Source organism: Martinezella miluonensis (assembly GCF_900094545.1).
In the GTDB taxonomy this organism is placed as follows: domain Bacteria; phylum Pseudomonadota; class Alphaproteobacteria; order Rhizobiales; family Rhizobiaceae; genus Rhizobium; species Rhizobium miluonense.
Map to the genome: position 1 here is coordinate 47,997 of NZ_FMAH01000028.1, position 25,435 is coordinate 73,431.

A 25,435-nucleotide genomic window follows, 5' to 3' on the forward strand; every position below is an offset into this window, starting at 1 on the left:
ATCGTGTGATTACCGCATTTTCAGCATGGACTTCCGACTAAAAAGACCAACGGAACTGGCCGGATTACCTATCCGAAATCGGTAGACATCACCCCTGCCTATACCAATCGAACAATTATCCGCGCGCGCGCGATGCTGGTAGAAAATGGGAAAGTGGTGGGAAAACGATCATGATGAGCCGTGACTTGAGATCCATGCCGCATGGCATTGAAATATACGCCGATATTGCCATTGTCGGCGGCGGTCCGGCCGGAATTGCGATCGCGCGCGAGCTTGCCGACACGCGGATCCGTGTTCTCGTCATCGAAAGCGGCGGCAGCGACTACGAGGCCGAAATTCAAACGCTAAATTCTGTCGAAAGCATCGGCCAGCCTTCCGTCTCGCCGAATGCCGTACCTGAAGGACGGGGTTATAGCGGCAGGCTGGCATGGCTGAACGATGTTCCGGCATTTGAGTTGCGAAACCGCATGCTTGGCGGCAGCAGCCATACCTGGATCGGTAAATGTGCCGCCTTCGATGATGTGGATTTCCGCAGTCGGCCCTGGTTGCCGCTTTCCGGCTGGCCGATTGAGCGTAGTCAATTGCTGCCTGCCCTTGATCGCGCCGCCAAACTGCTCAACCTCGGACCCAATCGTTACGATGAAAGCCTCTTTGCGCTGCTGCACTCGACCCCGGACGATCTCGGCCTGGATAGGCGGCTGCTACGGCCATTCTTCTGGCAGTTCAGTCACATGCGTAGTCAGCGCGCCGTGCCGACACGATTTGGCCGCCTCGCACTCGATATTACCGCCACGAACATAGATTTTCTGACGCATGCGACGGTGACCCGGATCAACATCGACAGCCATGGCCGCAGCGTGACGTCCCTCGACCTCAAGAGTGCGGCAGGCCGGGGTGCAAGCGTACATGCGAATACGATCGTTCTTTGTGGCGGCGGTATCGAAAATGCACGCCTCCTGCTTGCGTCAAACTCTGTGCTGCCTGCGGGTATCGGCAACGGATACGACGTCGTCGGCCGCTATCTCTGCGACCATCCACGAACGTCGCTCTGCCGTTTCACCGGACGCGATATCGACCCTATTGCGCAACACTTCAACTTCTATGGCCTAAGCCACGACGGACGAACGCAATTTTATCTCCGGGGTCTGTCTTTGAGCCCGGAAATCCAGGCGCAAGAAGGCCTGACGAATTGCGCCGCCTATCCCGTTCAGATCTACGCTCAGGACGACCCCTGGATGGCGCTCTGGCGCCTGACGAAGGGAGCGAGCAAGACGTTCAAGGGAGATCTGCTGGCGGTGGCGAAATCGGCGGATATGGTGACCTCGGGGCTCTACAATCGTCTGGTGCGGAAGCGCGGCTTGCCGCACCGCTCGACCGAATTGCGCTTCGACGTCATGGCCGAACAGCAGCTCAATGCCGAAAGCCGCATTACGCTCACGGAGCGGCGTGACAAGTTCGGTCAACCGTTACCGCGCATCAACTGGAAGATCGGCACATGCGAGATAGGCAGTGTGAAACGGTTGGCGCTGGTGATCTCCGACGAATTCGCTCGCGTCGGCCTGGCGAAGCCGAAGCTTCCGGACTGGATCGCCGGAGGCGAGAGTGACGCGCCCGTGTTCATGGATATGGCTCACCCTTCCTGCACCACACGCATGGGAACCGATCCGCGGACAAGTGTCGTCGATATCAATGCTATGGTTCATGGCACCGAGGGCTTGTTCATTGCGGGCAGCTCCGTGTTTCCGACACCCGGCCATGCCAATCCGACCTTGATGCTGCTTGCCCTGTCGATCCGGCTCGCCGACCACCTCAAGCAGCGACATGCGGCCACGCAGTCGCACAGGCCGCATGTGAGCGAACCGGACCTATCCCTCCAGCAAGGCTAGCCAAGACGGAAATAGAAACCGGCGCTCTCGCTGCGGCCGAGCTCAGGGTGAGTATCGATCGCGCGCGACAGCGCGGGAATGGACCAGCGATCGACCTGCCTGTAGCCGAGCCCTGCGATGTCGCCGACGAAATCCGCCTCGTTACGCATGTGGTAAGGGACAAAGGATTTGCCGATGCGTTCGAGCGTGACAATGGTGCTGCCCTTGCGCAACGCGACCTTGTTGAGGATCAGGTGATGCGGCAGGGACGGCATTTGCATCAGGAGGCTGGACAGCGGCGTGTCGAGATATTGCATCAGTCCCGATCCGAGGAACAATGGCATCTCGCCCGCGTCTTCGACGCGGTTGACAAAATGCAAGCTCGTCAGCCTCTCCTTTTCGGCAAGGTTTCGGCCGGCGCGAATAATGGCCGGCAGATCGTACACCGTCCAACGAAATGAGCCTTCCAGCGGCAGCAATGGGCGAAAGGCGCGATACTTCGTGCCCATATGGCCCCCTGCATCGACAAGGCCATCGATCTCGCCCAGCAGGCTGCGAAGCCAGAACAGCACCGGATAGTCCCACGGTGCCACTTCACACATTTTGGCATAGGCCACGGGCGCGATCTCGTCGTGGTCGTAACCGGCCAGCCTCTGCCTGCGGGCCGCAACCATCGCGGCTTCAAAGGTGGTATACGCGCCCGTAAACCGCCGTGGAAAGGGCGACAGATAGTTCAGCCGCCCTCTGGCAAGGCGGAGTGGCGCAAGCCCGTAGGCGGCCGCCTGTGCGGTTCCCTTAAGGATTGTGTACGCATAGCCTGCCCACCATAAGTGGGACCATAATGAATTCGTCATCTTGCCTACCCCCAATCAGCACCTATTCGATCGCCGCGATTATCATCTGATCTACGGGATCGTCGCCGTCCCTCCACCCACCTTCTTCAGAACAAGAAGCGTGCAGACATAGATGGCGCCGCCCGAGACCACCTGCAGCAGCACCGTCAACACGCGCTGCATGCTGAGCGATCCGGCGAAATAGCCGAGCGCGGTGACTGCTGCCGCCATCAGCGCGACTGCTATCGCAACATAGCCGCTCTTGCGCATGATCTCTGCCCAGCCAAGACCCCCATAGCATTTCTGCAGACGCATCGACGTTAGGAAGGCGACCAGGGAGGCTACGCATTGCCCCCACGCCGCAGCGACGACGCCGAAAGGTGCGAGCGCCAGGACAAGCGCGACGGAAACCACGGCATTGAACAGCAGAGCGGGCGGCATGCGCCTGATATTGCCTGACAAGGATAGCAGCGCTTCCGTAACATAACCCGGCATCAACAGAACCTGCTTCACCGACAGGATCGCCACGAGAATCGCCGCCGGTGCCCATTTCTCGCCGAGCACGATGTCGATCAGATCGGACGATATCAGCGAAAGGCCGAGATAGACCGGCGTGGAGATCGCCATGAGAACCATCATGAAAACGGTCGCGGACGGGCCGATATCCCGAGCCTGCCTTCCATCCGAGCCGATCCCCAGCGCCGAGCGGCGAAACAGTGTCCAGGCAAGCATGCGCGCCGGCTCGCCGATAAGTTCTGAAAATGCCGCCACGATGCGCTCGGCCACCCGAAAATAGCCCGCCTCCGTAAGCCCGAGAAAGCTGCCGATCGCGAGCGTTCCGGAATAGGAGCGCAGGAAGAGGATCAGCCGGTTCGACAGGATGTGACCTGAAAACCCGAGAACCTCGCGTGCAAAGGGCCAGGTCAAATGCAGTCTTGGACACCAACCGAGCACGGCTGCCGAACCGGCAAGGCAGACCAATTGCGAAACGAGCCGGCCGGCGGCAAGGGAAAAGACATTCCACCCGAGCCAAAGCCCGAGCATCGTCACGCACAGGCCCGCAATCTCGCTCGCTATCCGGATAATGGACTGCTTGCGCAGCAGGCCGCGAGCAATCAATAGCCCCTCATAGACCGCATAAAGCGACGCCGGCAAAAACCAGCAACTGAAAAGAGCCAGGAGAAGCGCTTCGTGCGGCCGGTGGAAAAGAAACCAGGCGATGGCGGCGCTGAACGCCCCGATGATCGTCACAAGCACGCCGGCAAGGATCGAGATCGTGCCGATCTGGTCGAGTTCCCGGTCGGTACACTCGGCCTTCATGACAAACTCGCCCCACCCGCCTTCCGCGATCACGACAAGCATGACCACGATAGCGGAGCTGAACGCGTAGAGGCCGAATTCTGCCGATTCCAACGCGCGCGCAGCAACAAGGAAGATCAGAAGCTGCACGGCCTGCGAAACGATTTTCGAGACGAGCGTCGATGCTCCGTCGCCGATTACCGCCGGCGTACGGGAGCGAAGCCAATGTTTCAGACTGGCCCAACCAACACCTTTAGGGCGAGGCGATAGGCTATCCATCAACCCACCACCATGGAAGGTAGATGTAAGTGAAAACTCGTTCTCACGCTCCTTGGTTGATAATTTCCGCCGACGTGCAGCATGTAACTGCGCAATTGTTTCCAGTCTTGCTCCTGATAAAAGGCACAGCGCTCCCATTCAGGACACGATTCCGCGTAATGAAATATTGTCTGTGGACGGGGCAAGTCGGAGCTAGACGTTTTTGTTTCACAGAAGTTATTGTTCCGAACACCAGAGTCGGATCTAAATTCTTGGCGGTGAAAAAAGGGCTTGCCGGCAATTGCCATGCAAAACCAAGCAGAGCAGCTTATGAATGACGATAAGCATGATCCCAACGCCTCGAAGCAGCAAGGCGGATCGCGCCAGAAATATCTGCTTCGCTGGATTTTGGTGATCTTCTGCCTTGCCGTGTGGATCGCCATGGCCGCGCTTCTCATTTGGTGAGACGTTCTTTTTCGTTGCGCGCGAACAGCACGACGCCGACGGTTTTTACCAGAATTGCAAAGTCGGCGCGCAGTGAGCGACTATGGAAATAATCGAGGTCGAACTGAACGCGCTCCTCATAGGTGGTCTCGGCTCGACGATTGACCTGCCAGAGGCCGGTGATGCCCGGCCGAAGCCCTAGATAGCAATAGAGGTTTGGTCCATAGCGCTCGAGCTCCGCAGTGACGACGGGACGAGGTCCGACCAGGCTCATGTCGCCGCGCTGAACGTTGAGCAATTGCGGCAACTCGTCTGCGCTGGTCATCCGCAGGTACTTTCCGAGCCAATGCACGCGCGGATCGCTCTTGAGCTTCTGCGTCGACAACCATTCCTGTCTTCGCGTCTCATCACATGCCAACAGTTCCGCGAGCTGCCGGTCGGCATCCTTGCGCATCGTGCGGAATTTCAGGCATTCAAACGGGCGTCCGTAACGGCCAATGCGCGAATGGCGGTAAATGATGGGGCGACCGTCGACCAGAAGCAACGCGATCGCAATTACCAGCAGCGCCGGTGCCAGGAACACCAGTCCCAGCCCGGAAAGAACAAGGTCGACAATCCGTTTGGAGCGGTCCAGCCGTTCTGCCCGCTTCACCTCGCCGCGAGATCGCTCGCGGTGAGCAACGCTGTCAAAAGTCGATAACATCTCTTTGACCCCTCACCACATCGATGCCTCTTTCAAAGCTGCCAGCTACCCTCATCCTTGACAATTGACCCTGCGGGCATTGGCCTAGTCCCATTGGCGTAGGGCGCGGGCGCAAGGCTAACCACAAGCCTCAACCGGTTTCGTCGGTCAGCCGACGAGCAGTTGGAAAGTCACCATTTGCCGCCGTCTTCGGGCCTGTCGTGTCGGCGTTTGCGCGTTCAAGAACGCGGTCGTAGAGAGAGAGCAATGCGTCTCGCCAGGACGTCGGCGTGTGAGCCATCTCGTGTGACCGACGAATGCAATTCAGGCTCATCACGCGAAGCAGCATGTCATCGCCGGCAAGCTGGCGTACTCCGCTGGCGAGCATCTCAACTCTGCCGCTTTGAAAGGTCAGTCCACACCCGAGCGAAGCGAGTTCGTCGCCGAGAAGCGCCGTATCGGGCAAGATCACGGGTATGCCGCTTGTCACGGCCTCAAGCGCTGCCAATCCGAAAGGCTCCGGGACCCGGGATGAAACGATGAGCGCGCGCGCATCGCGAAGGATACCCCGCATCTCGTCCTTGGACTTCCAGCCATGGATGATAACTTCGGGAAAATCCTTTTCCAGACGAGCCCGGCCAGCGCCATCGCCTACGACCTGAAGCCTAACGCCGGCAAGCCGTGCCGCGATCGCAGCATCCTCAAATCCCTTTTCCGGCTCCAGCCGTCCGACAAAGAAGAAGTCGCGGTTCTTCCATGAGTCCGAGGGATGATCGAGGAAAGGTTCAACCGGGTTGCGAATTGTTTCTATGTTGCTCGTCCGGATCTGTCCGCGCGCGAAATAATCGCGCATGCGTTGATGTACGATGACGATATTGGCGGCTACCTGCTGGATCGGAAAATAATGCTCCCTCACCAGATGACGGGCCGATCTCCAGATTTTCTCGTGATAGCCGCGCTTGTCGCAGTTTGTGGTCAAGCAACTGATCGACATCGGCGTCAGAGGGCAGACCTGATTTTTGCGATAATTGGCAAATCCGCCATTTGGACAGGAGAGAAAATAGTCATGGGCGTGCAGAACGACACGCTCGCGAACGGGCCATAGAGCGCGGAAAATCGAAGGAGAGAGGATCTTCGACCAACCGTGGATGTGATAGATGGTACCCTCCGTATCGGCACGCGAAATCAGGCCGTTGAGGTCGGCATAGGCGCGAGGATTGTAAAGACCGCTGGCAAATGCGCTGAAACGTGACTGCTGTGTCAACGGCAGCGCGTCGAGATTGATTGTCTCGGACGCCGGCGGATCGGAGCCGACGATATCGCCGGCAAAATATGTCACGGCAATCCCCGCATCCTGCAGCAAGCCGGCGGACAGGATCGCTAGGTTCGACGCTCCGCCTATCCTGGAGGAACGGTCATTTATGACGACGACGCGATCTAGGCCGGATGAGCGTGCCACCGGACTATTCCAATGCTTCGATGTTCTGCGGTGCCAGCCTGCCCTTGAGCAGATCGCGAAACGCGATGGCATTGCCTCTAAGGCGACCTTTGCGATCAACCCAGGGCTCCGGCCGCCAGACTTTGACAAGATTGGCTATGAGATTGCGGCCGATCTGCATCGTTGCCTGCGGCACGCTCATGGTGCGTTTGCGCATGAGATAGAGCGGGTTTGCGATCTGCGAATAGCCGAGACGGACGCCGCTCGACCGGCCGCTTTTCGTGCCTAGGTGAACGCCTTCGAGCTGCCTGGCGCTGACAAGCTGGCCATACTGGGCAACGAGCCTGCTGAAATCGACATCCTCAAGCCAGCCGTAGAAGGGCAGGTTTTCGTCGAACCGCAGACAGGCGGCTTTGACGATGGCCATGCGGATAGCCATGTTGCAACCATAGCCATTGTAGACTGGCCGGATTTGCATCGCGGCGCCTGATCGCCGCCGATGCTCGCCGTCGACCAGGCGCAGGCCGTCGCGAACGGAAATGCCCGGGCCGGTGATACCGTCGGCAAGGACCGTGCCGGTGCACATGGCGACATCGGGCTGGAGCTGGAACAGCCGCTCCGTTTCCTCGATATAGGTTGATGTCATCAGAAAATCGTCATCCAGGAAAAGGACGACATCCGCGTCCTGGATGCTGTCGAGGATCCGATTTCGCTGACGGCACAGCCCGCGCTCGCAAATGATCACCCGAACCGGAAAGTCAAGATTCCGCAGGCAAGTTGGATCGATGTCTTCGGGCGAGGAAAGACAGACGACAATCTCGTCAGGCTTACGGGTCTGACTGGCGATGTGCGGAAGGATGGACGACAGGATGTCGCGTCGCCCGGCACTTGCTATGCCGACAGCAATCTTGAGCGGACGAGCCCTGGTATGGCTCGTGAGGCGTCTTGCGGATGCGCGCACCTGGCGCTCCTGTGGCCTGCGGCGCAAAAGCCGCGTCTGGTGGCCTTGACGCCTCTCGGAGCTGCGGTTGGCAATGATGCCGAGGATGTTGATCGTCGTCGTACCGAAGCTTGCCAGCGCGTCCGACAGCCTCTCGACGGTCATCTTGTTCGTCTGTCCGACGACGACGACGATGCCCTCCAGGTAGCTGCAGATGACGCGCGTATCGGCAGAATCCTCGAAAGCCGACATGTCAACGATGACGACCTTGTATTGCCGCCTCAGCAGATCGATCTCGGCCTTGAGCGCGGGCAGATGTCCATAGCGTTGAAAGGCTGCGACGGATTTCTCTGTCTCATCAACGGTGACGACCGGAACGCTGCCTTGTGCGTGCACGATCTCCGCCCCTGGCTCCTGATCGACCTTTGCGACAAGCGGTCCGCTCTCATGGGCGACGGCATAGCGACGCGGCACATCGTTTATGTTCAGCGCCTCCATGCCGAACTCCGTCCCCGACTCGGTTACGACACAGCTCAGCCTGGCATTGAGGAAGTCCGCATCGACCAATACGACCGAGGCGCCCTCGTGCTGGTAGAGCTGTGCAAGATTGGTCGCGATCGTGGTCTTGCCTTCGCCGGTGCCGACCGAGGTTATGCCAACCACCATGGGTGCGTTGGGTGGAAAGGCAGAATCGATAGAGTGCTTGACGCCGCGCAGAGCTTCGGAGAACTGCGAATAGGGCGTATCGAGCACCGATCTTAGCGGCAGCATGGTTCGTCGCCAGCCGGCATTGCCGACCACCATGCTTGCCGGCAGGAAGGACGGGCTGGTATAAACGGGGACATGTCCCAATGAAGTGATCCCCAATTCCCGCCGCAGCTTTTCATTGGAACTGACGCGACGATCCAGGCCATCTCGCAAAAGCGCCGCCATGACACCCGCCGCCAGGCCGAGCATAACCGCAAACGGCAGGACGAAGGAGGATTTCGGCCAGGTCTTTGCCAGCGGCACGGCTGCTGCCGTCACGACACGAACGTTGCCAAGCGGAAACGATTCCTTCTGCAGCGCGCCAATCAGCTGCTGCAAAATGCTCTCATACATCCGGCGATATGTGGTCGCCCGGCTTTCCATCTCCGATAGCTCCACCCGTGCCAGATTCTTGTCCGTTCCGGCCTCCTTCAAGGAGGACAGTTCATCGCTGAGGAGCTTCTCGCGCGCTTTGGCGATGTCGAGATTAGTCTTGTAGAGCGCTTGGATGCGCTCGAACTCCTTACGCATGTCTCCCTTTATGCGATCGATTTCCTGCTGCGCAGCAACGATGGCGGGATTGTCGGCATCGTATCGGCCGGCGAGATTGTTCAACTTGATGGTTGCGGCGCCGAGATCTTCCTGCAGCTTCTGTATCCGCGGATTGCTCATCGTCTCGTCGACATCGCCTTCGACCTTGCCGCCGGCCATAAGCTGGTCGAGGGTCGCAAGCTTGGCTGTTTCCGCCGCAGTTTGGGCTCCTGCTGCAACGGCCTGACTGCTGATCTCGGACAGCTGCTGCTGATCGAGAGACGAGGTCGCACTGACCTCCATGATGCCGTTCCTGGCACGAAATTCTTCGACGCTCATGGCCGCTTCGCGTGCCTGCCGGCCGACTTCGATCAGACGCGTCTCCAGCCATTTGGCACCGCTTTGTGCCGCCGAGGCGCGTTCCGACAGACCTGTGCTGATATAGGCCTCCGCGATCGCGTTCGCCGTCCGGGCTGCCTTTTCCGGATCAGTCGAACGATATCCGATCTCCAGAATGTAGGACTGGCCAACACGATTGACCTCGACCCGGGACAGGAACGACGCCATCGTGCGGCGCATCAGGTCGTCTTCGGTATCTTCGGTCTTAGCGCTTCCATCATCGCCATGATCGAAAAAACTGACAAATGCGCGCAGCTTGTCATGCAGGGCGGCCTGCCAGGACATGCCGCCTATGATTTCGGGGTCTTCGGTGAGGTTGAGTTTCTGGACGACGGCGCGTGCCGTCGCCTCGGACTTAACGATCTCGACCTGGCTCGCAATTTCCGCCGCTTCGATGATGACCGTTCCGGTGAAAGCATCCTGTGACACGATGCGCCCTTGGTCGGGATCCATGACGATGCGCGTGCTAGCCGTATAGACCGGTTTGGTCGTCACCATGTAGAGGCCGCCGACACCGAGCCCGGCAACTGTAAACACGGTGAAAATCAACCAGTGGCGCTGCAGAAACCGCCAGACGTCGCGAAACGAGATATATTCGCTATCTCCCGCGCCTCTGGTGTTAGATGGAGTGCCGCGAAAGCCCTTACCGATCTCGTGAACTGCCATGATTGTCGCCCCCACTTTGGCTCGCTTGTCGCTATTGAGACTGACCGGTGTCGGCGGACGAGAGCGCCGTGCCGTCCAGGCTTCCGGAAATGTTGTAATGCACGTCCAAAACATCCCCCGGCTGCAGCTCGGTCCCCTCTGATACCTTGGCGGCATCGTCCCCTTTGCCGCCTCGGGTTATCCAGTATTCGAGGGGCTGCAGATCGAGCGCCTTCATGCTCTGGCTTCGTGAAAGCGACGCGCCTGAAATCTGCAGCAGTTGCAGCGTCGTGTTTCGCTTAAGTTTCGTGTCTTCGATTTCGGTCTCCGTGGTCTGCAGCAGTTGGCCGGCCTCGGTCTTGCGCTGACCTTTGAGATTGAGCGCATCGCGCTCGGTCTCGTTCAGCTTCTGCTTGGCTTGCATTGAGGCAACGACAAGATCCAGCTTGCCCGCCTGCATCTCAGCGACGATCCGCTCCAGCGAGGTCTTTCGCGATGTGGTCAGGATCTTGGTATCCACCAGCTTCGCGATATCGCTCAATTCGTCCTGAGCTATCTTCACCTGCTCGTCCTGCGATGACATTTTCTCGTCGAGAATGTTGATTTCGTTGCGCAGCAACGTTTCCAGATCCGCAGCAGCGGCAAGTTGCTGCCGCAAGGCGTCCGCCCTCGCGTTGAAGAGGTCGACCTCGCTCGTCATGATCAGCCTGATCGCCGATCCCTCGGGAGCAGCTTTGATCTCCGGCGCAAACGTGATCGTCGGCTGATCGTTGAGTTCGGCCATCAGGCGCGCCCGCCTCGCTCCGAGCTGCTTCAACTGAAGCTCCATGCGGCTGATGTCGCCGGCATAGGTGATCTGCTGCGCTTCAGAATAGTCGCCCGTCTGGTTGTAACGACGCTCGCGCCCGCCCGCCATCGCCATTGCCTGCTTCACGGTCAGACCGGGCCTGAATTCGAGCTCGCCCGGCTTTTCGACCGCGCCCGATACGTAGATCATCGGATATTTGACAACTTGAACGGAGGCCGTCGGCGCCACGGCCAGACCGGTGATCTGCTTCAGCTTGTCACCGATATCGGAGCTGATGGCCTCGACGGTCTTGTCACCGACCTGCATTTCCCCGATCATCGGGATCGAGATCGAGCCCGATTGCGACACGACGTATTCACCGTTGAGCGCAGTCCACTCCTTATATTCGCCGGTCGCGGCGATCCATTCGACGATCGCCACCTTGATCCGGGCTTGCGGCCCGACATGGTAGAGATCTCTGGCAGCAGCGTCGGCGATGCCGGGCGTGCCCGCACCGGAAAGCAGCAATGCCAGCAACCAGGGCGCCATGGACCGAGGCGGCATGAGGAAGGTATGGTAAGGCAAGGTGCGAATTCTAACCATGAGCCGAAAACTCGCTTTCGTGTCGCTTGCGCCATCGGGAAATGAAGGCGCCACGAAACGAGATCAGCAGTCGAACGCATAGCGTGTAAATCCCCTACCAAAGCAACAGGGCTTATCATTTCTGGCAGGGAGGTATGGGCTTCACCAATCTCTTAGTCGAATGCACATATCCTTGTGTGCAGGCCCTGATCCCCGGCTAAATCTTTCGGTTACTCCCTTCGGCCATTTGTATGCCGTCTCGAACCGATGTGGGCCCTGTCGCAAACGTTGCCGACTGCACAATGTTGTTGCGACCCACGGAGGGGCGAGCAATGCGTGTAGCGATCGTACATTATTGGCTGGTGTCCATGAGGGGCGGAGAAAAGGTGGTCGAGGCCCTCTGCGACATGTATCCGGACGCCGATATCTTCACTCTCGTCTATGATGAAAGCCGCATCTCCGAAAAGATCCGAAAGCACAAGATCAGCACGTCCTTCCTCCAGCGGATCCCCGGAGCAGTCAGGGGTTATCAATCGCTCTTGCCGCTCATGCCCTTTGCTTTAGAGAGCTTCGATCTTACGGATTACGATCTGATCATTTCCAGTGAATCAGGCCCGGCCAAGGGCATCATCCCGGCGCCGGGGTCAACGCATATCTGCTATTGCCATTCTCCCATGCGTTATCTCTGGGACCACTATCATTTCTACCGATCTCATGCAGGTCTCGCATCCCGGGTCATGTTGCCGATGCTGGCGCCACTGCTGCGTTCCTGGGACGTCAATACGAGCATGCGGGTCGATCGCTTCGTCGCCAACTCGCATCATGTTTGCGATCGCATCAGCAAATACTATCGGCGCCATGCAACCGTGCTCTACCCGCCCGTCAATGTCGATGATTTTACGCCAACAACATCGATCGAGGACTTCTATCTCTGCGCCGGCCAATTGGTTCCCTATAAGCGCATCGACCTGGCGGTGAAGGCCTTCAGCCGGATGGACCGCAAGCTGGTCGTTATCGGCGAAGGCAGTCAGATGGAGGAGCTGAAACGTATGGCCGGCCCTTCCATCACCTTCCTGGGCCGGACCCCGTTTTCAGTGTTGAAGGAAAAGCTGGCGCGCTGCCGTGCGCTGATCTTTCCCGGCGAGGAAGACTTCGGCATCGTTCCCGTTGAAGCGATGGCGAGCGGGCGGCCTGTTATTGCCTATGGAAGCGGCGGAGCGCTGGAAACGATCGTGCCGGGAGTGACCGGGCTCCTCTTTGACGAGCAATCCGTGGATGCCTTGATCGACGCCGTACTCGATTTCGAAGCTACCGAGCGCCGGTTTCATCCCGCGATGCTGCACGCCCATTCGGAACAATTCAGCCTGCGAACATTCACGACGGGCATGCGGGCCATCATCAATGAGGAATTGATGATCCGCAAGGCCGACAAGCTTCGCAGCTTTCCCGCCATTCAGCGCGCACTTGAAGCGCAGTTGCCGATGTTTGCGACGGATACGCCCACCACGACGCTGCAGTAGGATACGGCACGTCCTGCAATCCTCACGCGGATGCTGGTCTGGGATTGAGGGCGGCTCTTGGATAAATCGGGGCCTGCATGGCTCGCGCCTGCCCGACGCAAAGGCTGTTCTGATCTCCGTTCAATTTGTCCCACTGCGCATCTCAGGCACGCGATGGGAACTCCTACCATTCCCCTTATGTACGGCCTGCGGGGTAGCGCCGCTGATACGGAACTGAGCCAGCAGCGAGTTGAGCTCTCACCTCCGCGGCAAGGCTGTGGCCTGCAGCTGTCTGCTCTTCGACCAGGCTCGACCAGAACGGCAGCCTCGTCGCCTGCCTGATTCCCGCATGAGATCAAAGGTCGCGCCAAAGCGTCGCAGAAGACGATCTCCCCGGTTGCTACTGCACGCGAATACACTAACTTACGGTAGCTGAAACCCTTCGCCAGAGGCTGACATGACTGACGATGTCCTGCTGACATTCAATGCCGGATCCTCGACCTTGAAAATCGGGATCTTTGAGCTGACGGGCACGCAGGCGATCAATGTCGGTCGCGGAAAGATCGACTTCGACCAAACGCCGCTGTCCCTTCGCTATTCCGTCGGACAAGATCGCTATGAAAAGTCGATCAAGGGTGACAACGCCGCGAATTTCGTCTCCGTCGTGGCGGAAACCCTGGATCATATGCTCGCCCATCTTCCCGGCAGATTGCGGGCGGTGGCCCATCGTGTCGTCCATGGCGGCATGACGTTCCAGGAGGCGGCCCTGCTGGACGACGCTGCGATCGGGCGGATCGAGAAGCTCATTCCCCTTGCCCCTTTGCACCAGCCTCAAGCCTTACGCGTCATCCGATCCATCGAGACGCTTCGCCCCGATGTTGCGCAAGTCGCCTCGTTCGACACGGCATTCCATTCGTCGCAGGCAGATATCGTCCGGCGGCTGGCCATCCCGCGGGGCATGCACGACGATGGCGTGCGCCGCTATGGCTTTCACGGCCTTTCCTACAAATACATCGCTTCCCGGCTTCGACAGATCGACCCGACTACTGCCAAGGGTAAAGTCATCGCATGCCATCTCGGCAGTGGCGCGAGCTTATGTGCCATGGAGGATGGCATCAGCCGTGACACAAGCATGGGGTTTTCGGCGTTGGACGGGATCCCGATGGCGACACGCCCCGGCTGGCTCGACCCCGGCGCGCTGCTCTATCTCATGAGAGGCGGAATGCGGCAGCCCGAACGGATCGAGGACTTTCTCTATCACGAATGCGGGCTGCTTGGCGTTTCCGGCATCAGCGGCGACACGCGGGTACTGCTCGAGGACACACGTCCGGAAGCAGCGGAGGCCATAGACCTCTTCTGCCTGCGCATATCAGGCGAAATCGGCCGGCTGTGCGCGACGATCGGCGGCCTCGACGCCATCGTCTTCACGGCCGGCATCGGCGAAAATCAACCGCAGATCAGAGCCCGCGTTGCACAGAGATTGCAATGGCTGGGTATCGAGATCGACGAAGACGCGAACAACAGCAATTTGACCTCGATCAACGCAGCAACCAGCAATGCTAGGCTATTTGTCATTCCGACCGATGAGGAACAGGTAATCGCCGACGAGGCCCTGGCACTTATCACGTGACGAAAACGAGGAGACGGAAATGAACGCAGTCACCACACCGCTTTCGCCCGAGGAACTCTCTCTAATCGACCGCTACTGGCGGGCCGCCAATTATCTGTCGGTCGGCCAGATCTATCTGATGGACAATCCTCTACTGCGCGAACCACTACAGCCGGAGCATATCAAGCCGAGGCTGCTTGGCCACTGGGGCACGACGCCTGGGCTGAACTTCATCTATGCGCATCTCAACCGCCTCATCAAGGCGCGCGATCTGGACATCATCTACATGTGCGGTCCGGGTCACGGCGGTCCCGGCATGGTCGCCAACACCTATCTCGAGGGTACCTATAGCGAAATCTATCCGGATATTTCCGAGACCACGGACGGGATGCAAAAGCTGTTCAAGCAGTTTTCCTTCCCCGGCGGCATCCCAAGCCATGCAGCCCCTGAGACCCCAGGTTCCATCCACGAGGGCGGCGAACTCGGCTATGCGCTCGTCCATGCTTTTGGTGCCGCCTTCGACAATCCCGACCTCGTCGTTGCCTGCGTCGTTGGCGATGGCGAGGCCGAAACAGGGCCGCTGGCAGCAAGCTGGCATTCCAACAAATTCCTCAATCCGGCGCGCGATGGCGCAGTGCTGCCCATCCTCCACCTCAACGGCTACAAGATCGCCAATCCCACGATCCTCGGCCGGGAAAGCGACGAGGACCTGCGCAACCTTTTTTCGGGCTATGGCTACGAGCCCTTCTTCGTCGAGGGTGACGAGCCGGCTGCCATGCATCAGGCGATGGCCGACACCTCCGACCGGGTATTCGACCGCATTCGCGGCATACAGAGAATGGCCCGTGAAAAGGCGGCGCCCGAAGGAATGCCACGCTGGCCGATGATCATCCTGCGCAGTCCGAAAGGCTGGACCGGCCCCAAGGAGGTCGACGGCAAGAAGGTCGAAGGTTTCTGGCGGGCGCACCAGGTGCCAGTCGCCAATTGTCGTGGCGATGAGAGCCATCGCAAGATCCTGGAAGACTGGATGCGCAGCTATGATCCAGACGATCTCTTCGATCGCAGCGGCCAGCTCAAAGCCGAATTGAGTGCGCTTGCGCCGCAAGGCGAAAGGCGCATGGGCGCCAATCCTCACGCCAACGGCGGCCTGCTTCGCAAGGAGCTGCGAGTTCCCTCCGTCCACGACTACGCGGTCGAGATCGGCGAGCGCGGCAGCCAGCAGGTGCAATCGACCGAAATCCTCGGGCACTACCTGCGCGATACACTGAAGCTCAATGATCTCCAGCAGAACTTCCGCATCTTCGGCCCCGACGAGACGGAATCGAACCGGCTCGGCAGCGTCTTCGAAGTCACCGACCGCGTCTGGATGGAAGCTATTGAAGACTATGACGTCCACCTGGCTACGGATGGTCGAGTGATGGAGGTCCTGAGCGAGCATCTATGCCAGGGTTGGCTCGAAGGATATCTGCTAACCGGGCGGCACGGACTTTTTTCCTGCTACGAAGCCTTCATCCACATCGTCGATTCCATGTTCAATCAGCATGCCAAGTGGCTGAAAGTCTCGCGCGAATTGCCATGGCGCAAGCCGATCTCGTCGCTGAACTATCTGCTGACGTCGCATGTCTGGCGGCAGGATCACAACGGCTTTTCCCATCAGGATCCGGGCTTCGTCGATCTGGTCGCCAACAAGAAAGCCGACGTGGTACGCATCTATCTGCCACCGGATGCCAATACCCTGCTTTGGGTCGGCGATCATTGCCTCAAGACCTATGACCGGATCAACGTCATCGTCGCCGGCAAACAGCCGGAATCGCAATGGCTCGGCATGGACGAGGCGATCGCCCATTGTAAGGCAGGCGCCGGCATATGGGATTGGGCAAGCTACGAGGACGATACGGTTGCCCCTGACATCGTCATGGCCTGCGCCGGCGATGTCCCGACCATGGAGACATTGGCTGCCGTCATGCTGCTGCACGAGGCGATTCCCGATCTCAAAATCCGCACGGTCAACGTGGTCGATCTTCTCTCCCTGCAGGATCCGCAGCAGCATCCACATGGCCTCGCGCATCAGGCATTCGACCAGATCTTCACCACGGACAAGCCGGTGATCTTCGCCTATCACGGCTATCCCTATCTGATCCATCGTCTGACCTACCGACGGACCAATCACGACAATATCCATGTGCGTGGGTTCATCGAGGAAGGCACGACGACCACGCCGTTTGACATGACCGTGCTGAACGAGCTGGACCGTTATCACCTTGCTCTTGAAGCGATCGACCGCGTGCCGGGCCTGGCGGAAAAAGTTCCCGATGTCATAGACGGACTGAAGGCGAAGCTCATCAAGCATCGCGACTACGTCCGGCGTCATGGCGAGGATATGCCGGAAGTCAGCAACTGGCGGTGGAGGCGCTAGAGAAAGGCGAGGCGAACTGCTTCCAGCTTGCCTTGAGCGAAGCCGGCCCGGGCGGAGGGGATGCGGGTCGCCGGATCCATCTGGTTCGTACCCATTGCTGTGCGGGAATCGTCGTCCGGTGTGATCACCTCGACGCGGCTGCCCTGCTTGCGCAAACTCTCAACCTGGCTTGCCAGGTCCATGCCTGGCTGCCGGCGCAGGCCTTCGAACTGGCCCTCCGGTAGCGGCCCGCTTCGTCCGCTGAACGGCGAGAGCACCACGACCTTCGCATAGCCTGCTGCAAGATCGGCGTTGTCGGTGGAGCGCACCCCGCCATTGATGTAACGATTGCCGTTGATACTGTGCGTGGGTGCCATGCCGGGCATTGCCGTGGCCGCGGTCACGGCGTCCACCAAATCGACGCCGGACTCGCGGTCGAACGCCATCAATTCGCCGGTATGCGCGTCGACGGCCACGACGATCATCGGCCTGTCCGGCCATTCATGGCGAGGCAACCTGGCTGCGACCATTGAGCGCCGCTGTTCCACTGCCGCAGGCCCCAGTATCGCGTCGCTTTCCAATCCGAACGCGCCCATCGCGCGTTGTAGATCAATTGCTGAGCTGGCTGCGGCACCGATGGCCCTCATCCGCTCGAATACCGTGGACATCGGCAGGGATGGAGCCGAAGAAGGCGACCGCACCCATTTCTGCCCGGCCGATTGAACCGATGGCGAAAGCACCCAGGCCAACAGTTCCGCCGGTGGCATGCCACTGCGCACATGCGCCGCCGCGGTGGCGCCGGACGATGTGCCAATCACCAAATCGGCGGCCTCCGTCAGATCGAAACCAGCTTCGGCCAGCCCTGCGATGATACCGATCAACCATGCATTTCCGGCAGCGCCACCACCACCGAGAACCAGCGCGACGTTTTTCTGAGCCATCTGCTCACTATTTCAGCCAGCGGACACTCCTGTCCATCGAAATAATTTGGCCGTGCCTAACCGAGATTTATCCGGCAAAATGTGCCAGCAGGATCACCAGAACCGCGCCTGCAAGCCCACCGATGAATATCACGCGTTGCCATCGTCGCTTTAGGATGATCTCGCCTTGACGGACATCGTCGGCCGGGAAGGTGCGCGGTTTCTCCTTGTCTGCGTCATCATGGTCATTTCTGCTCATTGCAACCATCCAATGGGCGCCGGGTTACGGCGGCCTTTCAACTCGTGTCGGCGCGACCGGCACTCTGGCATGCCGATCGCGCCGGCGTGCAGATCATAGCCTATGACTGGTAGGTGCCTGTGAGGCTCGCCTCCGCCAGCATGTGTTTCTTCACCTTCTGCCACATTGCTTCCGCCCCGACGGCGTCAGGAAGCGTCACCCTCGGTACATCGAGCGCGGCAAGGCGGAAGATGTAGCGATGCGGAGGATCACCGCTTGGCGGCTGCGGACCGTCATAGCGGGCGTTTCCGAAATCGTTCTTGTAGAAGCGCAGCGCCTTCTCCTGCATCGTGTCGACGCTTTCCGCCAGGGCTTCCCACTGCGCGGGAATGTTGGCGATGCCGCAATGATGGAACGTGCCGCTGGGCGCATCCGGATCCTCGACGACCAGAGCAAAGCTCTGGGTCTTCGCAGGAGCGCCACCCCAAGCAAGGGGCGGAAACATATTCTCACCGTCCAGCGCATATTTGCTTGGTATCGGCTCGTCTTCAGCAAAGGCCTTGCTGATCAACGTCAAAGTCATCAGATCCTCCTTTCTGTCGTGGATTAATGTGTTTGTGAAGTTGGGAACATAAGGTGCAACCCGTCAGCACCATTATTGTTCCCCACGGCCAACATTCGCGCCCACCCGCGGTTCGAAACGCCCACGAAGCAGGAGAAGAAATGACGGATGAACGGTTCGAGTGGATCAGCAAGCGGGCCTATGCCATTTGGGAGGCGGCCGGACGGCCCTCGGGACGCAGCCAGCATCACTGGGAACAGGCGGCCAAAGAGCGTGAGATCATGGAGCGGACGCGAGCGTCCGTCGACGGCGAAGAGATACTTGCGAAGCTTCGGAAAAAGGTCGCGGTGAGCCAAGCTGAAGATAATGCATCGGACATCGAGAGCGACCAACACCCCAACGGCCGCCGTCTCGGATGAATTCCGTCCGCTATCCCCTCGCCTGCCTCCATCGCGCGGCACAAGGAACATAGCAAGATGCGGCCGCCGGCCATTGTTCTTACCAATGGCCGGCGGCCGGTCTCATCTCAGCTCTCAGCGGGATGCCTGCATCCTTACGGCGTGGGCAGCTGCAGGATCTCGTCGGCAGGCTCTTCGCGCAGAACGCGCAGCTCGTACCAAAGCGCATTCAAAATACCCATGGAAGCCGCCAGTCCCAGCCCAAGAACCCATGCGAAGTACCACATATTATCTCTTCCTTTCCTTGTTCAGTAAGCTGAATGCCCGGCCTTCTCGACGCTCTTCTCGCTAACCTTGCCCCATAGAACCCGGTAAACCCAGGCGGTGTAGAGAAGGATGAGCGGCATGAATATGGCGGTTGCCAGAAGCATGTTGCGCAGCGTCGCGCGGCTGGACGATGCGTCAAAGACGGTCAACGAGTGGCTGGGATTGGTGCTCGACGGCAGTATGACCGGGAACATTGCCAGGCCGACCGTCGCGATGATCATCGCGACCGAAAGCTTCGATGCAATGAAGGTCAAGCCCTCGCGGCGGGTGCGGAAACCCAATGCCACGAAAAAGGGGCCGATGATGCCGATGGCGGGTACGAGCCAGAGAATGGGGTGAGCCTCGAAATTGGCAAGCCAGGCACCGCCGTCATGTGCGACGCTTTTCAGAAGCGGGTTTGAAGGGCCATCCCATTTGACGGTCGAAGTAACGCGGTAGCCGCCGAGTAGCCCGAGCCAGACCAGTACGCCGCCTCCGGCAAAAAGCAGACCGGCAACAAATGCTGCCTTGGATCCAATTGCCTTCGCACGCTCGGCAACGATGCCCTCGGCCTTGAAGGCGAGCCAGGCCGCACCGTGCATGACCAGCATCGACAGGGAAACCAGACCGCAATACAGCGCGAGCGGATTAAGCAGCCCGAAGAGAGTGCCTTCGTAGATCGGACGCAGATCCGAGGTGAAATGGAACGGCACACCCTGAAGCGCATTGCCGACGGCAACGCCGAAGATCAGAGATGGAACGGCGCCGCCGACGAAAAGTGCCCAGTCCCAGCGAGCGCGCCATGCCTTCTCAGGTCTCTTTGAGCGGTATTTGAAGGCGACGGGTCGCAGGATGAGAGCCAGCAGCACCAGAAACATCGCAAGATAGAAGCCCGAAAAGCTCAATGCATACAGCGCGGGCCATGCTGCGAAAATGGCGCCGCCGCCCAGGATGAACCAGACTTGGTTGCCCTCCCAGACCGGGCCTACCGTGTTGATGGCGACCCGGCGCTCGAGGTCGGTCTTTGCGACGAAGGGCAATAGCGTCCCTACGCCCATGTCGAAGCCGTCCATAACGGCAAATCCGATGAGCAGCACACCGAGCAGGATCCACCAGGTGACGCGCAGCGTTTCATAGCTGAGAAGAAATTCGATCATTGACTTGGTCCTTTTCGGGAATGGGCTATTCGCCCGGCTGCATCGCCGGCTTCGCTTCCATGAGCGGAGCCGAAGGCTTGCCTGTGATCATGTCGGCGATATCAGGACCCTTGCGGATGGCCGCCAGCATCAGCCGAACTTCGATGACGGCGAGCACGCCATAGACCAGGGTAAAGCCCGCAATACTGAGGATGAGGTTGTAGATGCCGAGCTCCGATGTCGCCAGGAAGGTCGGCAGCACGCCGTCGATGATCCAGGGCTGGCGACCGAATTCGGCGACGAACCATCCAAGCTCGATCGCAATCCACGGCAACGGCATGGCAAGCACAGCCAGGCTGAACAGCCAGCGCGGAGCGCCTTTTTCCCGCATCGTGTACCAGAGGGATGTAACGAAGAGGACAAGCAGGGCAAAGCCGCACGCCACCATGATGCGGAACGAGAAGAAGAGCCAAGGAACCTGCGGCACCGAGGACCAGGCGGCATCCTTGATCTGCTGATCGCTCGCAGTGCGGGGATCTTCGACATATTGCTTCAGAAGGAGCGCATAACCGAGATCCTGGGACTTCGCCTCGAACGTCGTCCGCGCTGCCGCGTCGCCCAGATTCACCTTCAGCTTCTCAAGCGCGTCATAGGCGCCCAAGCCGTTGCGCACACGCTCCTCGGCCTTCGCCACCAGCTGGTCGATGCCGGGAATTTCCTTGTCGATCGATCGGGTGCCGATCAGGCCCATGACCCAGGGAATATGGACGGCATAATGGGTCTTGCGGTCCGCAAGGCTTGGAATTCCGACGGCTGTGAAGGATGCCGGTGCGGGCTCCGTCTCCCACATGGCTTCGATGGCCGCGAGCTTCATCTTCTGGTTATCGGTCAAGGCGTAGCCGCTTTCGTCACCCAGCACGATCACCGAAAGGGACGAGGCGACGCCGAAGGCTGCAGCAATCACAAAGGAGCGCTTTGCGAGCGCGACATGCCGATTGCGCAACATATACCAGGCGGAAATACCAAGGACGAAAACCGCGCCGCAGACGTAGCCGGCCGAAACCGTGTGGACGAACTTCGCCTGGGCGACGGGATTGAACAAGACCGCCATGAAATCAGTCACTTCCATGCGCATCGTGTCGGGATTGAAGGCTGAACCGACTGGGTTCTGCATCCATCCGTTGGCAATCAGAATCCAGAGCGCCGAGAAGTTCGTGCCCAGCGCCATCAGCCAGGTGACGGTCATATGGGCGCGTGGCGAAAGTCGATCCCAGCCGAAGAAGAACAGACCTACAAAGGTCGCCTCCAGAAAGAAGGCCATCAAGCCTTCGATCGCCAGCGGTGCACCGAAGACGTCGCCGACATAGTGAGAATAATAGGCCCAGTTCATGCCGAACTGGAACTCCATCGTAATGCCCGTCGCAACGCCGAGTGCGAAGTTGATGCCGAAGAGCGCGCCCCAGAATTTCGTCATGTCGCGCCAGATGGTTCGCCGCGTCATGACGTAGACGGTCTCCATCATCGCGATCATGATGGAGAGGCCGAGCGTCAGGGGTACGAACAGGAAGTGGTACAGCGCCGTCAGGGCGAACTGAAGCCGGGATAGGTCGACGAGAAGTGGGTCGAACATGGGGGTATCCTTTCTTTGTCGATATCTGTTAGCGCGAGCGATCCTCGGGCGAGTTGATCTAGATCAATCGCAAAGCAATCGATCGATGCCAAAAGAGCTGCATGAACAAAGACAAGGCATCGACCGCTAACCCAGAACGCGTCCGCAGCGACGCCGACAAGATCGACGTGCTCGTGCTTGCGCGAGACAGCGCGAAAACCAGTTTGCGAGCCGTGTTTACGGTCCAGGTGGCGCGCCTTGTTCTGCGGCTGGGCTTCTCGGCAACGGCCGCCATGGTCGCTGGCCGGCTGGTAATGGACCAAGGGGTGGATCCCTGGCTACCGATCCTCGCGATCGGCCTTCTCGCTTGCTCCTCTATCGCGGGATTGCTCGGCGACAGGATGCAGGCGCGCGCCGAAACCACGATCGAGACGGGGTTGCGCGATGTCGCAAGAACAAGCCTGAACGCTATGTCGCCGCGACAATTGAACCAGCTGCCCGTCGGGACGCTGGTCGTGGCCATGCAGCGCTACCCTGAAGCCGTGGCATCCCTCGTCATTGGCCATCGCATGGCCTCCATGATGATGGGAATCGGTCCGATGGTGGCCGCAGCCATGCTCTTGCTCGTCTCCTGGCAGGCTGCGGTCCTCGTCATCTGTCTGACGCCGGTCATGATTCTGTTCTTTGCATTGGTGGGCGATGCAATCCGGAGCCGCGCGGCAGTTCAGGAACGGGCCTTCGGCCGTCTTGCGGGGCAATTTGCCGATCGCATCCGCGCGCTGCCGACCATTCTGGCCAATCACGCTCTTGCCGAGGAGGAGAGAAAGCTCTCCGCCCGCCTGGAGACCTATGCGCGCGAGACGATGAGCGTTCTCGGCATTGCATTCATCAATGCCGGCATCATCGACTTTTTCGCGTCGCTGTCGATCGCCTTGCTCGCGGTCTTTCTTGGCCTCGGGCACCTCAAATTGATGATGATCCCGGGCTTTTCCGATCTCGCGCTCTGGCAGAGCCTATTCATCCTGATGATCGCGCCGGAGTATTTCGCGCCTTTCAGGCGTTTCTCCGAACAATATCATGCCAAGGCGGAAGGTCTGGCTGCGGCGAATGCGCTTGACCGGCTGCTCAATGCCGATGTTCCAGAGACGGTTACCGTTGCCGCGCTTGACCGACCTCTCTCGCCGCTTCCCGAACACGGCCTTGTTGCAATCACCGGTCCCAGCGGCAGCGGCAAGTCGACCCTGCTACGCCGACTTGCCCAATTAGAACCGGAGGCAAACCCCGGAGCGATGATTTCCGGGGATATGGCATGGGTTTCGACCGACAGCTTTGTCGGCGGACACACCCTTCGCGAGGCGATCTGCTGGAAGCTGCCGCCTGTATCGCCGCAGAGGCTGTTCGATGCCGCAAACAAGGTGGGCCTCCTTGACGATGCACTTCTGCCCGGTGGCCTTGATGCACTGCTTAGCCGCGGCGGGAGCAACCTTTCAGGCGGCCAAAGACTTCGCGTTTCAGTCGCCCGCGCTCTTCTGTCGGGGAAGACGGTTGTCGCAGACGAACCTACGGCCAAGCTCGACGCAGCAACATCTGCACTCGTTCGGCAAGCGCTTCTCAGCATAGCGCGTTCACGGCTGGTCGTCGTTGCCACGCATGACAGGGAGTTGGTGGGCGTTGCGAGACTGACGATCGACCTTTCAAACAACAAAAATATCGAGGTGGCGGCATGATGAGCGAACCCCTCTCCGCGAATAAAAAACACTGGCGCCGGGCGACACTCCTGAGCTGTTGCGCCGTTTGTTGCGGCATCCTGCTGGGAGGCGTCTCCGCCTGGTTCCTGGGCGCCGTCGCGACCGCCGGACTGACGGCTGCGGCTGCCACCTTCAACTTCCATGTTCCTTCGGCGTTCATCCGTCTATTCGCCATCGGGCGCACGGCCGCGCGCTATGGAGAGCGCCTCATCGGCCACAAGGCTGCTCTTGGTGATCAGGTACGTCGCCGGGTGGATCTGTTTGCATCCATGGCAGCGGCACCCGCCGTCCGCAGTGCCGGCTGGCAGCTTGGAGACGAGGCCCGCCTTGCCGATTATCTCGATGATGTTGACGATGTCGACTATGCGCGTCTGCGCGCCCGTCTTCCGCTACTGACGATGGCAGCCGGCCTTGCCGTACTCCTTGTTTGCTCCGCCATCATCGCGCCATTGTCGCTATTGCCCATTGTGTCGGTGCTATTGGTCGGCGCCATGATTGGCCGCAGACTGGCAAAGGCCGGCGCAGTCGTCTGGACAAAGACGCGATTGCAACGACGAGATGGCGCCGAACGACTGGGAGCCGCCATGGCTTCCACCATCTCCTTGAGGGCCGAACGCCTTTGGGATGAAGAGTGTCGATCGGCCATGGATGCTTTCTCCAAGGCCGACGGCTTGGTGTTCGCCTTGCGCCGCCTCCAATCGGGCTTTGATGCACTTGCTTCCCTTGCCGGGCCGATTGCAGGCATCAGCGTCGTGGCCGCCGCCTGGTTGGCCGGCGACCGCGGTGAGATGATGTTGCTGCCCATCGCGCTTGGATTTGCATGGCTGGCACTTGGCGAAGCTATGAACGGGGCATCGCGAATTCTGGTCGCCAATCTGCGGCGGGACGCCGCCTGGGCTGAGATCAGCCGGTGGAAAAGAGATGCGGAACCCCCGTCAGTCTGTTCAAGGCGCGAAACGCCGCTCGAACTTCGGCACCGGCATCTCCAACGTATTTCCCCATCGGGTGCTCCGATCGGCATTCAGCCGATTGCACTCTGCTTGAGACCTGGATTTCCAACGGTTCTGGTCGGCACCAGCGGCAGCGGCAAGTCGAGCCTCCTGAAGCAGATCGCCGGTTGGATCGGTGAAGACACTTTCGAGGGAACCGAAGCAGGCTTGTCGGCGCCACAGCGGCAGGCCCTGACGACCCTTGTCCTTCACGATGCGGCAATTCTCGATGACACTGTCAGAGGTAATCTCTTCGATCCCGAAGGCAGTGACACGATGATGTGGCAGGCGCTTGCTGCCGTCGAGCTCGACGAGCGTATCCGTAGTGCCGGCGGCCTCGATGCGTGGATAAGGCAGGATATGCTCTCGCTCGGCGAGGCGCAGCGGCTCAATCTGGCCCGCGCTTTCCTGACGCACATGCCGGTCGTTTTGCTCGACGAGCCGACCGAGCATCTCGACACCGCACAAGGTCAGCGAATCCTCGCTCGCCTTGCCGATCACTTGAGCAACCGCATTATCGTGATCTCGACCCATCGCCCGATCCGGCTCCACGACAGCACCATCCTGGAATTGTGA

At 59.6% G+C, this 25,435-nt stretch carries 20 protein-coding genes; 8 read left to right on the forward strand and 12 right to left on the reverse strand.

Features of this window, described 5'->3' with window-relative positions:
• Nucleotides 1-170: 170 nt before the first annotated feature.
• Entirely contained in the window at nucleotides 171-1,886 is a 1,716-nt protein-coding gene (locus GA0061102_RS20870) for a GMC oxidoreductase (protein ID WP_092852793.1), read from the forward strand.
• Here the strand turns inward: GA0061102_RS20870 and GA0061102_RS20875 are convergent.
• The gene (locus GA0061102_RS20875; RefSeq protein ID WP_092852795.1) at nucleotides 1,883-2,719 is read right to left on the reverse strand and encodes a methyltransferase, TIGR04325 family; all 837 of its coding nucleotides are present in this window, start codon (nucleotides 2,717-2,719) and stop codon (nucleotides 1,883-1,885) included. The two genes, GA0061102_RS20870 and GA0061102_RS20875, sit on opposite strands and share 4 nt — an antisense overlap.
• 51 nt (nucleotides 2,720-2,770) lie before the next feature.
• The gene (locus GA0061102_RS20880; protein WP_245298088.1) at nucleotides 2,771-4,276 is read right to left on the reverse strand and encodes an oligosaccharide flippase family protein; all 1,506 of its coding nucleotides are present in this window, start codon (nucleotides 4,274-4,276) and stop codon (nucleotides 2,771-2,773) included.
• A gap of 270 nt (nucleotides 4,277-4,546) precedes the next feature.
• Between GA0061102_RS20880 and GA0061102_RS32965 the strand changes: the two genes are divergently transcribed.
• Nucleotides 4,547-4,720, forward strand: coding sequence for a hypothetical protein (locus GA0061102_RS32965; protein ID WP_159432189.1), 174 nt, complete (start codon nucleotides 4,547-4,549; stop codon nucleotides 4,718-4,720).
• Here the strand turns inward: GA0061102_RS32965 and GA0061102_RS20885 are convergent.
• From GA0061102_RS20885 to GA0061102_RS20905, 4 genes are all read right to left on the reverse strand, one after another.
• Nucleotides 4,710-5,351, reverse strand: coding sequence for a sugar transferase (locus GA0061102_RS20885; protein WP_245298089.1), 642 nt, complete (start codon nucleotides 5,349-5,351; stop codon nucleotides 4,710-4,712). The two genes, GA0061102_RS32965 and GA0061102_RS20885, sit on opposite strands and share 11 nt — an antisense overlap.
• A 181-nt stretch (nucleotides 5,352-5,532) precedes the next feature.
• Complete coding sequence (locus GA0061102_RS20890) at nucleotides 5,533-6,840, reverse strand: glycosyltransferase family 4 protein (protein ID WP_092852801.1); 1,308 nt, start codon at nucleotides 6,838-6,840, stop codon at nucleotides 5,533-5,535.
• 4 nt (nucleotides 6,841-6,844) lie between these two features.
• Complete coding sequence (locus GA0061102_RS20900; RefSeq protein WP_245298090.1) at nucleotides 6,845-10,102, reverse strand: nucleotide-binding protein; 3,258 nt, start codon at nucleotides 10,100-10,102, stop codon at nucleotides 6,845-6,847.
• 31 nt (nucleotides 10,103-10,133) lie between these two features.
• Nucleotides 10,134-11,471: a polysaccharide biosynthesis/export family protein gene (locus GA0061102_RS20905; protein WP_092852803.1), complete on the reverse strand. Its 1,338-nt coding sequence runs from the start codon at nucleotides 11,469-11,471 to the stop codon at nucleotides 10,134-10,136.
• Nucleotides 11,472-11,782: 311 nt separating this feature from the next.
• Between GA0061102_RS20905 and GA0061102_RS20910 the strand changes: the two genes are divergently transcribed.
• The 3 genes from GA0061102_RS20910 to GA0061102_RS20920 all read left to right on the forward strand — a co-directional run bounded on the left by GA0061102_RS20910 (nucleotide 11,783) and on the right by GA0061102_RS20920 (nucleotide 16,974).
• Nucleotides 11,783-12,970 carry a glycosyltransferase gene (locus GA0061102_RS20910; protein ID WP_245298091.1) on the forward strand — a complete coding sequence of 396 codons (1,188 nt, stop codon included), beginning with the start codon at nucleotides 11,783-11,785 and terminating at the stop codon, nucleotides 12,968-12,970.
• A gap of 436 nt (nucleotides 12,971-13,406) precedes the next feature.
• Complete coding sequence (locus GA0061102_RS20915) at nucleotides 13,407-14,579, forward strand: acetate/propionate family kinase (protein WP_092852807.1); 1,173 nt, start codon at nucleotides 13,407-13,409, stop codon at nucleotides 14,577-14,579.
• Between the two features lie 19 nt (nucleotides 14,580-14,598).
• Nucleotides 14,599-16,974, forward strand: coding sequence for a phosphoketolase family protein (locus GA0061102_RS20920; RefSeq protein ID WP_092852809.1), 2,376 nt, complete (start codon nucleotides 14,599-14,601; stop codon nucleotides 16,972-16,974).
• Here GA0061102_RS20920 and GA0061102_RS20925 read toward each other — a convergent pair.
• From GA0061102_RS20925 to GA0061102_RS20935, 3 genes are all read right to left on the reverse strand, one after another.
• Entirely contained in the window at nucleotides 16,971-17,894 is a 924-nt protein-coding gene (locus tag GA0061102_RS20925) for a patatin-like phospholipase family protein (RefSeq protein ID WP_092852811.1), read from the reverse strand. The genes GA0061102_RS20920 and GA0061102_RS20925 overlap by 4 nt on opposite strands.
• Nucleotides 17,895-17,961: 67 nt before the next feature.
• Nucleotides 17,962-18,132, reverse strand: coding sequence for a hypothetical protein (locus tag GA0061102_RS33200; protein ID WP_167668035.1), 171 nt, complete (start codon nucleotides 18,130-18,132; stop codon nucleotides 17,962-17,964).
• Between the two features lie 100 nt (nucleotides 18,133-18,232).
• A complete protein-coding gene (locus GA0061102_RS20935) occupies nucleotides 18,233-18,694 on the reverse strand; it encodes a YbhB/YbcL family Raf kinase inhibitor-like protein (protein WP_092852815.1) in 462 nt (153 codons plus the stop codon).
• Between the two features lie 140 nt (nucleotides 18,695-18,834).
• Here GA0061102_RS20935 and GA0061102_RS20940 point away from each other — a divergent pair, with 140 nt between their 5' ends.
• Entirely contained in the window at nucleotides 18,835-19,092 is a 258-nt protein-coding gene (locus tag GA0061102_RS20940) for a DUF2934 domain-containing protein (RefSeq protein ID WP_092852817.1), read from the forward strand.
• A gap of 134 nt (nucleotides 19,093-19,226) precedes the next feature.
• Here the strand turns inward: GA0061102_RS20940 and cydX are convergent, their stop codons facing one another.
• From cydX to GA0061102_RS20955, 3 genes are read right to left on the reverse strand one after another with little or no spacing between them, the layout of a single operon-like run.
• A complete protein-coding gene (gene cydX, locus GA0061102_RS20945) occupies nucleotides 19,227-19,358 on the reverse strand; it encodes a cytochrome bd-I oxidase subunit CydX (protein ID WP_092852819.1) in 132 nt (43 codons plus the stop codon).
• 21 nt (nucleotides 19,359-19,379) lie between these two features.
• Nucleotides 19,380-20,534 carry a cytochrome d ubiquinol oxidase subunit II gene (gene cydB / locus GA0061102_RS20950; protein ID WP_092852821.1) on the reverse strand — a complete coding sequence of 385 codons (1,155 nt, stop codon included), beginning with the start codon at nucleotides 20,532-20,534 and terminating at the stop codon, nucleotides 19,380-19,382.
• A 25-nt stretch (nucleotides 20,535-20,559) separates the two neighbouring features.
• Nucleotides 20,560-22,143 (reverse strand): cytochrome ubiquinol oxidase subunit I, encoded by a 1,584-nt coding sequence (locus tag GA0061102_RS20955; protein ID WP_092852823.1) that lies wholly within the window; start codon nucleotides 22,141-22,143, stop codon nucleotides 20,560-20,562.
• 101 nt (nucleotides 22,144-22,244) lie between these two features.
• Between GA0061102_RS20955 and GA0061102_RS20960 the strand changes: the two genes are divergently transcribed.
• Both GA0061102_RS20960 and GA0061102_RS20965 read left to right on the forward strand, forming a co-directional pair.
• The gene (locus GA0061102_RS20960) at nucleotides 22,245-23,849 is read left to right on the forward strand and encodes an ABC transporter transmembrane domain-containing protein (RefSeq protein ID WP_092852825.1); all 1,605 of its coding nucleotides are present in this window, start codon (nucleotides 22,245-22,247) and stop codon (nucleotides 23,847-23,849) included.
• Entirely contained in the window at nucleotides 23,846-25,435 is a 1,590-nt protein-coding gene (locus GA0061102_RS20965) for an ATP-binding cassette domain-containing protein (protein ID WP_092852827.1), read from the forward strand. Before GA0061102_RS20960 ends, GA0061102_RS20965 begins: the two co-directional genes overlap by 4 nt.